The sequence below is a fragment of the Sedimentitalea arenosa genome (assembly GCF_016428585.1).
In the GTDB taxonomy this organism is placed as follows: Bacteria; Pseudomonadota; Alphaproteobacteria; order Rhodobacterales; family Rhodobacteraceae; genus Sedimentitalea; species Sedimentitalea arenosa.
This window is the reverse complement of the sequence record NZ_JAELVR010000003.1, coordinates 161,593-175,362: the sequence shown is the minus strand read 5'-3', so window position 1 is coordinate 175,362 and position 13,770 is coordinate 161,593. Positions and strand designations below refer to the sequence as shown.

The window sequence follows — 13,770 nt, the reverse complement described above, 5'->3', positions numbered from 1 at the left end:
CACATACGTTGTTTGCTGGAAACCGTTGATTATTGCAAAAAAATTCCAATCCGCGCAGAGTGAAACGAAAGCCGGGCAACAAGACCCGAAATTGAGGCGTGATCGGAAAGGCAGGTCACATGAAAATCGACACTCTCGTGAAGGCGGCCCTTTTCGGGCTCTCCGTCGCGCTCGCGCCCCTGTCGGGGGATGCGCTCGCGGAGAATCTGACGGTCGTCAAGAAAGGCACCGAAGCGACGCTGGACGTGCCGATGAACCGGGCCGTCGTGGTCGAAAGCGACGTGCCCTTCGCGGAACTGAGCATCGCCAATCCGGGCATCGCCGATATCTCGTCGCTGTCGGATCGCACGATCTATGTCCTCGGCAAGTCGCCGGGCCTGACGACCCTGACACTGCTGGATGCCACCGGTCGGCTGATCACCAACGTCAACGTGCGCGTCGCCGCCGATGTCACCGAGTTCAAGGAACGGCTCCGCCAGATCCTGCCCGGAGAGAAGATCGAAGTTCGCACCGCCAATGACGGCATCGTCCTGTCGGGCGTCGTGTCAAGCACGGCCCGGCTGCAGCGCGCGCTCGACCTTGCCGAACGCTATGCACCGGAACGCGTTTCGAACCTGATGAGCGTGGGCGGCGTGCAACAGGTCATGCTGAAGGTGCGCTTTGCCGAGATGCAACGCGCGGTGTCCAAGTCGCTGAGCTCGTCACTGGGCTTCAACGGCAGCATCTTCGGCGGCGACGCCGGCCTCAACGGCGGGATCGGCACGCTGAACAACCAGGGGGCGCTGTCAAACGCGCTGAACGGCAATATCCCGATCGCCAACAACAACACCGGTGCCGTGCTGTTCGGCTTCAACGCCGGGTCAGTGCAGGTCGGGCTACTGATCGAGGCGCTGGAGCAGAAAGGCGTCGTGCGGACCCTGGCCGAACCGAACCTGTCCGCCCTGTCCGGGCAGGAGGCCAAGTTCCTCGCCGGCGGCGAATTCCCGATCCCGGTGGCACAGCGCGACGGCCTTTTCTCGATAGAATACAAGCCTTTCGGCATCGAGTTGAACTTCGTGCCGCGGGTGGTCGACAAGGATGTCATCAACCTCGAACTTATGGCTGCTGTGTCGGCGATCGATCCGACGCTGGGCTCGGAAGTCAACGACCTGAACGTGCCCGCCTTCTCACGCCGCGAGACCTCGACCACCGTCGAGATGCGTGACGGCGACAGCTTTGCCATCGCCGGACTCATCCAGGACGAATTCCTCGACAACGCGTCGCAGATGCCCTGGCTGGGCGATGTGCCGGTGCTGGGCGCGCTGTTCCGCAGCGCCGACTACTCGCGCAAGCAGACCGAACTGGTCATCATCGTGACCGCCCATCTCGTGACGCCGACCCGGGGCGAAGCTCTGGCCCTGCCGACAGACCGCGTCACTCCGCCGAGCGAATCCGATCTCTTCCTCTTCGGCAAGATGAGCCGCACGAAATCCGGAGCCGCCAGCGAAGTGGCCAAGCAGGATTTCAGCGGCTCCTACGGCTATGTCATGGATTGAGCGGGAGAACCGGACCATGAAGACAACACTTATCGCGTCGGGACTGTGCCTCGTGCTTGCGGGCTGTGCCAACGAGGCGGGCGATTTCGTGCGCACCGGAGAATTCGGCGAATCGACGATGAACAACGCCCTGGTGATGCGTGGCGACGACAGCTACGCCATCGCGCTCGGCGAGCGGTTCGCACAAGAAATCCCGACGACGGTGAATTTTGCCTTCGACAGCGACCGGCTCGACACCCAGGCGCAACAGATCCTCGACCGGCAGGCCGACTGGATCCGGCAGTTCCCCGAAGTGCGCTTCAACGTCTACGGCTACACGGACGAAGTCGGCTCCCAATCCTACAATTACGGGCTCGGCAAGCGCCGGGCCAACGCGGTTGTCCGCTATCTCGGCACGCGCGGGATCAGTCGCTCGCGGCTGCAGGCCCTGGTTTCCTACGGCGAAACACGGCCCGTGATCGACACGCCGGGTCCGGAGCGTTTGAACCGGCGCAGCGTCACCGAGGTCGCGGGCTTCCTCGCGCGCCATCCGATGGTCCTCGACGGCAAGTACGCCGAGATCATCTATCGCGAATACATCGCCAGCGCGCGCCCTGTGGACGGGCTGACACGTCGCGCCAACACCGGCGGTTTCGGCGAAACACAATAACGCCGTTTCCGGGTTATCGTCTCCCGATTCCCTACAATTGGGGCTTTTTGGCCCCAATCCTGCCCAGATTGCTCTGCAGATTGTCCCCAATAGGTGACGTGCGGCCAGGTACGGCCGCTCGCGGGCAACAGCAGGACAGCAAGAAACGGGCTCGACCCGCAATGCCCTGCCCAGCCTTCAATGTTGAGGATGACGGCAATGAGCAGCGGACTGCCACACCCTGAAATGAACCCGATCGTCGCGTGCACGATCAGCCGCGACGTCACGACTTTCGATCTGCTGATCGAAGACATGGAAGCGGCGCTGGGGGAAAGCTGGGGGGATCTTGGGTTCGCCGAGGCGCTGGCGTTTTTCGGTCAACCCGAAGCCGACGCGTTGCAGTTCGTCGCCCTGGCGCTGGATTCCGGGGACGAGGACAACCTGGTGCTGATGGTCGAGATCATCACCCAGGCCAAGGCACGCGGCATCGGCGTGATTCTGATCGCCGAAGACGTGACACCCGCCTCGCTGCACCAGTTGCTGCGTCAGGGGGCGGATGAGTTCGTCCCCTACCCTCTGCCCGAGAACGAGCTGCAATCCGCGATCCAGCGGTTGAACGCGCCCGAGCCCGAAGCCGAACCAGTGCCGCGCAATACGCATCAGTTGAAGTCGGGCAACTCGCGGGAAGGCGCCGTGATCGTGGTGCACGGGCTCGCCGGCGGTGTCGGGTCGACCACGACCGCGGTCAACCTGGCCTGGGAACTGGCCGCAATCGGCGACCAGGGGCAGCCGAGTGTCTGCCTGATCGATCTCGACCTGCAATACGGCTCGGTCGCGACCTATCTGGACTTGCCGCGGCGGGAAACCGTTCTCGAGATGCTGTCGGACACCGAATCTATGGACGAGGAGATCTTCGGTCAGGCGTTGCTGAGCTTTGAGGACAAGCTTCAGGTGCTGACCGCTCCGACCGACATGGTGCCGCTCGATCTCGTCACGCCGGAAGATATCGAACGCCTCATATCGCTGGCGCGCAGCCATTTCGATTTCGTCGTGATCGACATGCCTTCAACCCTGGTGCAATGGTCCGAGACCGTTCTGCAGGCGGCGCATGTCTATTTCGCGCTGCTGGAGCTCGACATGCGGTCGGCACAGAACGCGCTGCGCCTGAAACGCGCGCTGCAATCCGAGGACCTGCCGTTTCAAAAGCTTCGTTTCGCACTCAACCGTGCCCCCAAGTTCACCGACTTGTCGGGCAAGAGCCGGGTCAAGCGCATGGCCGAGAGCCTTGGCATCTCGATCGACCTGCAATTTCCGGACGGCGGCAAACCGGTCATGCAGGGCTGCGATCACGGCCTGCCGCTCGCCTACTCTGCCGCAAAGAACCCGTTGCGCAAGGAAATCGCCAAGCTGGCCCAATCATTGCACGATCTCGGCCGGAGCGAGGCCGAAGCCGCCTAAACCCCAGGGGACGCAGAACCATGTTTTCCAAGTATAAGAAGGTCAAACCCGCCGGTGCCCCAGCCAAGCCCGAAGCACGACCGGCCAATATCCCCGACGCAGAACCGCAGCTCGACGCGGCCCCGGTGCGTCCCGCCAGCCTGCGCCGCCCAATGCAGGTGACGTCAGCCGAGGCCGGTAGCGCCGACAAGGACCGCAAGCGCAAGGAACGGCTGGGCGAGATCAAGATCGAGCTCCACCGCTCGTTGCTGGACAACCTGAATCTCGCCGCGCTGGAACGCGCCAGCGAGGCCGAACTGCGCCAGGAGATCAGCAGCATCGCCGGGGAACTGCTCGAAGAGAAGGGCATCGTGCTGAACCGCGAGGATCGCCAGACCCTGAACAAGGAGCTCTACGACGAGGTGACAGGCCTCGGCCCGCTTGAAACCCTGCTTCAGGACGACACCGTGAACGATATCCTGGTCAACGGACCGCAGCAGGTGTTCGTGGAACGGAGCGGCAAGCTGCAACTCAGCGACGTGACCTTCAAGGACGAACGCCACCTGCTGCGCATCATCGACAAGATCGTCTCGGCGGTGGGGCGGCGTGTCGATGAATCCAACCCCTATGTCGATGCGCGCCTTGCGGATGGATCGCGCTTCAACGCCATGGTACCGCCGATTGCGGTGGACGGCAGCCTCGTCTCGATCCGGAAATTCAAGAAGGACAAGCTGGGCATCGACGACTTGGTCGGTTTCGGAGCCTTCTCCGAAGAGATGGCCGCGTATCTGCAGGCGGCGGTGGCCACGCGGCTCAACATCATCGTGTCAGGCGGCACCGGGTCGGGCAAGACGACGACGCTTAACGCTTTGTCGAGCTTCATCGACAATGCCGAACGAATCCTGACCATCGAGGACACGGCCGAATTGCAACTGCAGCAGACCCATGTGGGCCGCATGGAAAGCCGTCCGCCGAACGTCGAAGGCAAGGGCGAGGTCAGCCCGCGCGACTGCCTGAAGAACGCTCTGCGGATGCGTCCCGACCGCATCATCGTCGGCGAGACGCGCGGCGAGGAAGTCATCGACATGCTCCAGGCGATGAACACCGGCCATGACGGGTCGATGACCACGATCCACGCCAACAGCGCACGCGACGGGGTCAGCCGGCTTGAGAACATGATCGCCATGGCCGGGATCGAGATGCCGCTGAAAGCCGTGCGCAGCCAGATTTCGAGCGCGGTCAACCTGATCGTGCAGGCCAGCCGCCTGCAGGATGGCAGCCGCCGGATGACTTCGATCACCGAGATCACAGGCATGGAAGGCGACGTGATTTCGATGCAGGAAATCTTCAAGTACCAGCGCGTCGGCCTGACGCCCGACAACAAGATCATCGGCCATTTTACCGCGACCGGCGTACGCAGCCACTATTCCGAACGTTTCAGGATGTGGGGGTATGACTTGCCGGCCTCGATCTACGAGCCGACCGTGATGGAGCAACGCTGATGGAACTGAGCGCGGAACCGATCATCTATGGCCTGATCTTCGTCGGGGTGCTTGTCCTCGTCGAAGGCATCTATCTGGTGGCCTTCGGCAAGTCGATCAGCCTGAACAGCCGGGTCAACCGCCGCCTGGAAATGCTCGACAAGGGTGCCGGGCGGGAACAGGTGCTCGAGCAGCTGCGCAAGGAAATGCGCCAGCACATGAAGTCGCGCTCGATTCCGCTCTACTCGTTGCTGGCGGAAAAGGCGCAGAAGGCGGCCATTGCCTTCACACCTCGCCAGCTGATCATGATCATGGGCGGCCTGTCCGTCATCGCCTTCGTGGGCTTGAGCATCGGCACGACCGCCGAAGTGCCATTGCGCCTCGTCGCCTCGGTCGGGATCGGCGTCGGAAGCGTCTATTTCTGGGTCAATTCCAAGGCCAAGAAGCGCATGAGCATGATCGCCGAACAACTGCCCGACGCGGTCGAGCTGATGGTACGCAGCCTGCGGGTCGGTCATCCGTTCTCCTCGGCGATCACCATCGTGTCCAAGGAAATCGAGGACCCGCTCGCGACCGAATTCGGCATCATCGCCGACGAAAGCGCCTATGGCCGCGATGTCGGCGACGCGCTCAAGGAAATGGCGGAGCGCCTCGACATGCAGGACCTGCGTTTCCTGTCGGTCGCGGTGACGATCCAGCAGCAATCGGGTGGCAACCTGGCCGAGATCCTCGCCGGCCTCGCCAAGGTGATCCGCGCCCGCTTCCGCCTGTTTCGCAGGGTCAACGCCATCACCGCCGAAGCGAAATGGTCGGGCAAGTTCCTGTCGGCCTTTCCGCTGCTGTGCCTCATCATCATCCTGGTGAACGATCCGAACTACTATGCCGAGGTCGACGACCATCCCTGGTTCATCCCCGGCTGTTTCGTCGTCGGACTGCTGCTGTCGGCCAACCTGGTCGTGATGCGCATCCTCACCAACATCAAAGTGTAAGGGCCGTGCCATGCAAATCCTGACGGATCTCAACGATATGGTGACCGGATCATTGGGCGAATTCGGCCCGATCATCCTGGTCGGGGTGCTGGGTCTTTTCATGATCCTGCTGACCATCCCGCTGATGCTGAACCAGCGTGAGGATCCGCTGAAAAAGTTGAAACGCGCTAACGAACCGACTAGCGGCGAAAAACCCAAGAAGGAGCGGTTGCGTCAGACTGGACGCAACGAGCAGCTGCAGAAGTTCGCCACCTTCCTCGAACCGCAGAACGAGGACGAACTGTCCGCGATCCAACTCAAGCTGCGCCAGGCCGGCTATCAATCCAAGGACGCGGTGCGGTTCTTCCATTTCGCGCAGTTCGCCCTTGGCATCCTCGGACTGATCGGCGGCGTGATTTATATCGCGATGCTCTCTTCGAACGGGCAGGAATTGGATAACCAGAAGATGATCATGTACGTGATCGGACCCGGCGGCGTCGGATACATGCTGCCGAAATACTGGATCACCCGCCGTGTCGCCGCCCGCAAGGAAGCCATCGAACAAGGTTTTCCCGATGCGCTCGACATGCTGCTGGTTTGCGTCGAGGCCGGCCAGTCTCTGGATCAATCGATCGTGCGGGTCGCAAAGGAACTGCACGCCTCCTACCCCGATCTCGCCGAGGAGTTCGAAGTCGTCGCCTACGAGATGAAAGCCGGCAAGGAGAAATCCTCGGTTCTGCGCGACATGGGCACACGGTGCGGAGTGCAGGACGTGTCCTCCTTCGTCACCGTGATGATCCAGTCGGCCACTTTCGGCACCTCGATCGCCGAGGCGCTGCGGGTCTATGCCAGCGAGATGCGCGACAAGCGCGTGATGCGCGCCGAGGAAGCGGCAAACAAGTTGCCAACCAAAATGACGCTTGCCACAATGGGTCTGACCGTGCCGCCGCTGCTGATCATCCTGGTCAGCCCTTCGGCGCAGGGGATCGCGAACTTGGGAAAGATGGGCAACCAGTAACATGGCGACACCGGGTGCGCCGCCTTGCGCAACCCTCAGAAGGCTGGCCCTCGCCATTGCCGCTCTTGCGGCCATGGCCGCCTGCGACAGGGGCGCGACAGACGCTTCGCCCGACGGGCTGTTCGCACCCGGCGTTGACTTGCGCGCGGAAGCTGTCGATGGCGTCGAAGTCGGCAACCGCCTGATGGCCGCCGAGGAATACGAACTGGCACTCGATGCCTTCACGCGCGCGGCGCTCGATCAGGGCATGACACCCGAGATCCTCAGCGGACTGGGCACCGCCAACCTGGGGTTGGGCCGGCTTGGCCAATCCGAACGCCTGCTGCGCCGCGCGGTAGAGGCCGCGCCGGACTGGCCCGAAGCATGGAATAACCTTGGGGTTGTATTGATGGAACGCGGTGAGATCGCCGAAGCGACCGGAGTCTTCCGCAAGGCTTATGGTCTGGACAATGGCCAAAGTGACTCAATCCGGGATAATTTGCGCTTGGCACTCGCAAAATCCGAGAATACTGCTAATAATAACGACGCAAACAACGATTATAAATTGGTGCGGCGGGGTGGAAGCGACTTCCTGATCCGCAAGACACCATGACAGAGGCCAGAGCAGTAAAGGACGCAAACAATGCGCCACCTTATCGTGATTCCCCTACTCCTTGCCGGCGCGACCACACTTTCAGGTTGTGCGGAGAAAGCCGACGAAACGGTCGAGCGGGCCTTTCAGGACGTAAACGTCGTTGATGAAAGCGACCTGAACGATGTGATGCTGACGGTGGCCGATCCGAACGAGGCGGTCGATTACTTCTCGCGCAGTCTGCAGAATTCCCCCGGACGGATTGACCTGCAGCGTGGGCTGGCGGCGTCGCTGGTACGGGCCAAACGCAACACCGAAGGCGCGGCCGCCTGGGAAAAGGTGGTCGCGATGAACGGTGCGACGGCAGATGACAAGGTGCAACTGGCCGACGCCCAGATCCGCAACGGCGACTGGAAGGCGGCCGAAAAGACGCTGGACAGCGTTCCGCCGACCCACGAGACCTTCAAGCGGTACAGGCTCGAAGCGATGGTGGCGGACGCCAACAAGGAGTGGGACAAGTCAGACAGCTTCTACGATACCGCGGTCGGACTGACCACGAAACCCGCCGGCGTCATGAACAATTGGGGCTATTCCAAGCTGACGCGGGGCGATTTCTCCGGGGCCGAACGCCTCTTCGGTGAAGCCATCCGGCAGGATCCCTCGCTCTTCACCGCCAAGAACAACCTCGTTCTGGCCCGAGGGGCACAACGCAACTATTCCCTTCCGGTCATTCCGATGGAGCAGACCGAACGCGCCGAACTGCTGCACACGATGGCGCTGACGGCGATCAAGCAGGGTGATGTGAAGACGGGCGAAGGCCTGCTGCGCGAGGCCATCGACACCCATCCGCAGCATTTCGAAGAGGCGACCCGATCCCTGCGGGCGCTCGAAAGCAGCTAAATCCGATGGCGGTTTCGGCTTTTGCGGCATTCTGGTTCCTGCCCTTCGTGTTGCCGATCTGCTTCTACGTCGCTTTTACCGATCTGCGCGAGATGCGTATCACCAACCAGGCGGTCATCCTTCTGGCCGCGGTTTTCGTGATCGTCGGCCTGTTTCTGCTGCCCTTGCCCACCTATGGGTTGCGCCTGCTGCAAATGGGAGCGGTTCTGGTGATCGGTATCATCCTCAATGCCGCCGGTGTCGTCGGTGCGGGAGATGCCAAGTTCGCCGCGGCCGCGGCGCCTTACATCGCGATCGGCGACCTGCGGCTGCTCCTCGCGATCTTCGCCGCAAATCTGCTCGCCGCCTTCGCGACCCATCGGCTGGTCAAGTACACGCCCCTGCGTCGGGTCGCCCCCGACTGGAAAAGCTGGTCAACAGGCTGGAAGTTCCCGATGGGCCTGTCGCTGGGGGGAACGCTGGCGATCTATCTCCTGCTCGGCGCGCAGTTCGGAGCCTGATACCGCGGACTTGACCACCGCCCACCCGCAGAGCGCACGGGAATTGCCCAATTCTTGCCAGAAAACCCGTCTATGCACGGAGGCGAGCAACAGCAGGATCAAGCCCCGACATGAACATGCAAGTCACCCCCGTCATGGAACCGCCTCTACCCCGGGGCATCGACGACATGAAACTTCCGCTGGTGATGATGCGGGACATCCTGCTCAAGACGATCTTCCGCAAGACCGTCGATACGGTCTCGGAAATCGCCGCCGCGATCTGCCTGCCGATGCAGGTGACACAGGAACTGGTCGACATCGCCCGCGACCAGCGCCTGCTCGAGGCCACCGGGACGCTCAACGCCAACAACGGCAACGAAATGGGATACCAACTGACCGACGCCGGCAAGGCGCGGGCGCTGGATGCGCTCGCGCAGTCGGAATATTTCGGCGCGATGCCGGTGCCGCTCGACGTCTACCGCGACCAGGTCAAGCGTCAGTCGATCCGCAACATCCAGATCACCCGTGACCAGTTAACCAGTGCCATGGGCCACCTGATCCTACCCGACAGCCTGCTTGATCACCTCGGTCCCGCCGTCAGCGCGGGGCGCTCGATCCTGATGTATGGTCCACCCGGCAACGGCAAGTCCTCGATCTCCAACGGCATCCGTGACGCGCTCGGCGACAAGGTCTACGTGCCGCGGGCCATCGAGTATTCCGGGCAAGTCATCACCGTTTACGATCCGATCGTGCACACCGCCGTCGATGAAATCCGCGACGATCCCAACTCGCTGCGTCGCGCCAAACGGTTCGACACGCGTTATGTGTGCTGCGAACGGCCCACCGTGGTGACAGGCGGGGAATTGTCGCTCAAGATGCTCGACCTCGTCTACAACCCGACCGCGCGCACCTACCAAGCGCCGCTGCAACTGAAATCCACCGGGGGTATCTTCATCGTCGACGACCTCGGCCGGCAGGAGGAACCGCCCCAGGCGCTGATCAACCGCTGGATCGTACCGCTCGAGGAAGGAAAGGACATTCTCGGCCTGCAGTCAGGCGAGAAGTTCGAGGTGCCCTTTGACACTTTGGTGATCTTCTCGACCAACTTTCACCCGAACGAGATCTTCGACCAGGCCGCGCTGCGCCGGATCTTCTTCAAGATCAAGATCGACGGGCCGAGCCAGGAAAACTTCCTCAAGATCTTCGCCCTCGTCGCGCGAAAGAAGGGCATGGAGCTTGACGAGGCAACGCTGGTGCATCTGCTCAAGCAGAAATACCCGACCATCGACAACGTCTACGCCAATTATCAGCCGGTTTTCCTGATCGACCAGATGATCGCGATCTGTGACTTCGAAGGTATCCCCTACCGGATGAGTCCTGATCTCATCGACCGGGCTTGGGCCAACATGTTCGTGAAGGATGAAAAGATCGTGAAATGATCGGCATTGCGGGATGCGGTCGGATGGGAGCACCGATGCTCGCCGCCTTGCGCGCGGCAGGCTTTGACGCGCGCGGTTTCGACATAAGGCCACCAATCGAATTCGGGCCGCTTGCGCCAGCCATGACGGACGACCCAGCCCCCTTTGCGGCGGATCTGAAAACGCTCCTGACGGTTGTACGCGACATCGATCAGACCGAGGACGTTCTCTTCGGCGCCCAGGGATTTGCTCTGGCACCCCGAATTGAACGCGTGCTGATATGCTCGACCCTCTCGCCACGCTACCTTCACGGCTTGCGCGACCGCGTCCCGGCCCACGTGGCGCTCATCGACGCTCCGATGTCCGGCGCCCAGGTCGCTGCGCTTGAGGCGCGCCTGTCCTTCATGCTGGGCGGTCAGCCCGCCGATCTTCACGCAGTCCAGCCGCTGCTCGACGCGATGGGCGTCCATTTCCATCGTATGGGCCCTTTCGGCGCCGGCATGCAGGCCAAGGTGCTCAACAACCTGCTTGCGGCCGCGAGCACCGCGATGACCCGCCTCGTGCTGGACTGGGCCGATAGCGCGGGCCTCGACGAAAACGATTTGCTCGCACTCATCGCCTCGTCCTCGGGGCAGAACTGGTTCGCCTCCGGCTTCAACGACATCGAATTCGCGCGGGACGGCCACCAACCCGACAACACCATCGGCATCCTCGTCAAGGATGTCGCAAGTGCGCTCGACGCCGCTCCCGACGGAGCCGACACACAACTCCCCGAAGCGGTTCAAGCTGCCATCCGCGCCCTGAAAGCGCGCCCCTGACTTCATCTTTGGCGAAATACTCCGGGGGTTTGGGGGCTGGCCCCCAATCCGGGTCACGCTACACTGCCCCTGATGGAACTGCCCGACGCTATCAACCGCTGGTTCACCGACAGGGGATGGTCGATCCATCCTCACCAACGCGCCATGCTGGCGCGGGCGAAGGACCCCGCGACCCTGCTCATCGCTCCGACCGGCGGCGGGAAAACAATGGCCGGTTTCCTGCCCACGCTGGTCGACCTCGCACAGACACCACGTGCGGGGCTGCACACGCTCTATGTGAGCCCCCTCAAGGCGCTGGCCGCCGATATCAGGCGCAACCTCGAGACTCCGGTCGCAGAGATCGGCTTGCCGATCCGCATCGAGGACCGCACCGGCGACACCTCCGCCACGCGCAAGAAGCGCCAGCGGGCCGATCCGCCACATATCCTGCTCACCACTCCCGAAAGCCTCGCGCTTCTGGTCTCCTACGAGGATGCGCCACGGATGTTCGAACGCCTGCAACGGGTCATCGTCGACGAAATCCATGCGCTCGCGGACAGCAAGCGGGGCGATCAGCTCATGCTCGCCTTGGCGCGCCTCCAAACCCTGTGCCCCGGCCTGCGCCGCGTGGGCCTCTCGGCGACAGTGGACGATCCGACGGCCATCGCCCGCCTTCTTGCCCGCCATCCCGACCCGTGCGAGATCCTGATGGCCGACCCAGGCCCGGCGCCGGACATCCGGATGCTAGAGACCGGCGCCCCACCGCCCTGGGCAGGCGGCGGCGCCGCCCATGCCATTCCTGCCGTGCTCGACCAGGTCCGCGCCCATCGGACCACGTTGATCTTTCACAACACCCGCGCCCAGGCCGAGATCTTCTTTCACAATCTCTGGCTCGCCAATACCGAGGGTTTGCCGATCGGCATCCACCACGGCAGTCTCGATCGGCAGCAGCGCGTCCGGGTCGAGGCCGCGATGGTGCGGGGAGAATTGCGGGCGATCGTCTGCACCGGCAGCCTCGACCTGGGGATCGACTGGGGCGACGTGGACCTCGTGATCCAGATCGGTGCGCCGAAGAACGTCAAACGCCTGGTGCAGCGGATTGGCCGCGCGAACCACCGCTACAACGCGCCGTCAAAGGCCCTGTTGGTGCCGGCCAACCGGTTCGAGGTCGTGGAATGTCTCGCCGCGCTTCAGGCCGTGATGGCACATGATCTTGACGGAGAACCGCGCGGTCCCGGCCCGCTCGACGTGCTGTGCCAACACATCCTGATCGCCGCCTGCGCCGGACCGTTCCACGCGGACGACCTGTTCGCCGAAGTCACCACCGCCGGAGCCTACCGCGATCTCGATCGGACAGAGTTCGACCGCTGTCTCGATTTCGCGGCGACCGGCGGCTACGCGTTGCGCGCCTATGACCGGTGGCAACGATTGGTGCAGCGATCCGATGGCTTGTGGCAGTTGCGCGACCCACGCAGCGCCCAGAGAATCCGGATGAATATCGGCACCATCGAGGACACCGACACGCTGAAAGTCCGCCTGCAACGCAATCGCGGCGGCAAGCCGCTGGGCGAGGTCGAGGAGGCGTTCGCGGCCTCGCTCACGCCCGGCGATACCTTCCTGATCGGCGGGCAGGTCGTGCGCTACGAAGGATTGCGCGAGATGACCGTCGAAGTCACCCGCCGTGCCGATCGCAAACCGAAGATCGCGACCTTCATGGGCACCAAGTTCGCAACCTCGACCCAACTCAGCGCGCGCATTCTGGATCTGTTCGCCCAAGAGGATTGGCCACAGCTGCCGTCTCACACCGCGGACTGGCTGGCTCTGCAACGCCGCGTTTCCCGCCTGCCCGAACGCGGCCGCCTGCTGATCGAGAGCTTTCCCCATGACGGGCGCGAACATGTCTGCGTCTACGGCTTTGCCGGGCGCAACGCGCAGCAGACACTTGGCTTGCTGCTGACCAAGCGGATGGAAGACCTCGGACTCGCCCCGCTTGGTTTCGTCGCGACCGATTACGCCACCCTGATCTGGGGGCTGGAGCCGCTGCTGGACGCGGCTCCGTTGATGGAGCCGACGCGCCTGCGCGAAGGACTGGACAGTTGGCTCGCGGGCAACGCGGTGATGAAGCGCACTTTTCGGGCCAGCGCGACGATCGCCGGGTTGATCGAACGCAACACGCCAAGCGCGCGCAAGTCGGGACGGCAGGCAACGTTTTCATCCGACATCCTTTACGACACGCTCATGAAATACGACCCAGATCACCTGATGCTGGATATCACCCGTCGCGAGGCGCTTCGTGGCCTCGTCGATTTCAGCCGTATCGAGGAAATGCTGCAACGGGTTGGGGACCGGGTCGACCTGCTGCGTCTGCCGCGCATCACGCCACTGGCCGCGCCGCTGCTGCTGGAAGTGGGCAAGGTGCCGGTGGTGGGGGTGGCCGAGGAGCGCCTGATGGCCGAGGAAACCGCGCGGCTGATGGCGGCGTCCGGGCTGGACACGATGCCCGGCACGCAGGCGACAGCCGGCTCTTGAAGCACAGGA

General features: G+C 62.9%; 12 protein-coding genes. All 12 read left to right on the top strand.

Annotated features, from left to right (window positions below):
- The first annotated feature begins 119 nt into the window (after positions 1 to 119).
- The 12 genes from JF290_RS05510 to JF290_RS05455 all read left to right on the top strand — a co-directional run bounded on the left by JF290_RS05510 (position 120) and on the right by JF290_RS05455 (position 13,761).
- Positions 120 to 1,535, top strand: a complete 1,416-nt coding sequence (locus JF290_RS05510) for a type II and III secretion system protein family protein (protein ID WP_199023763.1) — start codon at positions 120 to 122, stop codon at positions 1,533 to 1,535.
- A gap of 16 nt (positions 1,536 to 1,551) precedes the next feature.
- Entirely contained in the window at positions 1,552 to 2,184 is a 633-nt protein-coding gene (locus JF290_RS05505; RefSeq protein ID WP_199023762.1) for an OmpA family protein, read from the top strand.
- 198 nt (positions 2,185 to 2,382) lie between these two features.
- Positions 2,383 to 3,621: a CpaE/TadZ family protein gene (locus tag JF290_RS05500; protein ID WP_199023761.1), complete on the top strand. Its 1,239-nt coding sequence runs from the start codon at positions 2,383 to 2,385 to the stop codon at positions 3,619 to 3,621.
- Positions 3,622 to 3,641: 20 nt separating this feature from the next.
- Positions 3,642 to 5,102, top strand: coding sequence for a TadA family conjugal transfer-associated ATPase (locus tag JF290_RS05495; RefSeq protein ID WP_199023760.1), 1,461 nt, complete (start codon positions 3,642 to 3,644; stop codon positions 5,100 to 5,102).
- A complete protein-coding gene (locus JF290_RS05490) occupies positions 5,102 to 6,070 on the top strand; it encodes a type II secretion system F family protein (RefSeq protein WP_199023759.1) in 969 nt (322 codons plus the stop codon). Before JF290_RS05495 ends, JF290_RS05490 begins: the two co-directional genes overlap by 1 nt.
- Before the next feature lie 10 nt (positions 6,071 to 6,080).
- Positions 6,081 to 7,067, top strand: a complete 987-nt coding sequence (locus JF290_RS05485; RefSeq protein WP_199023758.1) for a type II secretion system F family protein — start codon at positions 6,081 to 6,083, stop codon at positions 7,065 to 7,067.
- 73 nt (positions 7,068 to 7,140) lie between these two features.
- Positions 7,141 to 7,659: a tetratricopeptide repeat protein gene (locus tag JF290_RS05480; RefSeq protein ID WP_233155161.1), complete on the top strand. Its 519-nt coding sequence runs from the start codon at positions 7,141 to 7,143 to the stop codon at positions 7,657 to 7,659.
- A 30-nt stretch (positions 7,660 to 7,689) separates the two neighbouring features.
- Positions 7,690 to 8,538, top strand: coding sequence for a tetratricopeptide repeat protein (locus JF290_RS05475; protein WP_199023756.1), 849 nt, complete (start codon positions 7,690 to 7,692; stop codon positions 8,536 to 8,538).
- 5 nt (positions 8,539 to 8,543) lie between these two features.
- Positions 8,544 to 9,038: a prepilin peptidase gene (locus tag JF290_RS05470; RefSeq protein ID WP_199023755.1), complete on the top strand. Its 495-nt coding sequence runs from the start codon at positions 8,544 to 8,546 to the stop codon at positions 9,036 to 9,038.
- Positions 9,039 to 9,148: 110 nt separating this feature from the next.
- A complete protein-coding gene (locus tag JF290_RS05465; RefSeq protein WP_199023754.1) occupies positions 9,149 to 10,456 on the top strand; it encodes a P-loop NTPase family protein in 1,308 nt (435 codons plus the stop codon).
- Positions 10,453 to 11,253, top strand: coding sequence for an NAD(P)-dependent oxidoreductase (locus JF290_RS05460; RefSeq protein ID WP_199023753.1), 801 nt, complete (start codon positions 10,453 to 10,455; stop codon positions 11,251 to 11,253). Before JF290_RS05465 ends, JF290_RS05460 begins: the two co-directional genes overlap by 4 nt.
- A 72-nt stretch (positions 11,254 to 11,325) precedes the next feature.
- Positions 11,326 to 13,761 (top strand): ligase-associated DNA damage response DEXH box helicase, encoded by a 2,436-nt coding sequence (locus tag JF290_RS05455; RefSeq protein WP_199023752.1) that lies wholly within the window; start codon positions 11,326 to 11,328, stop codon positions 13,759 to 13,761.
- Positions 13,762 to 13,770 lie beyond the last annotated feature (9 nt).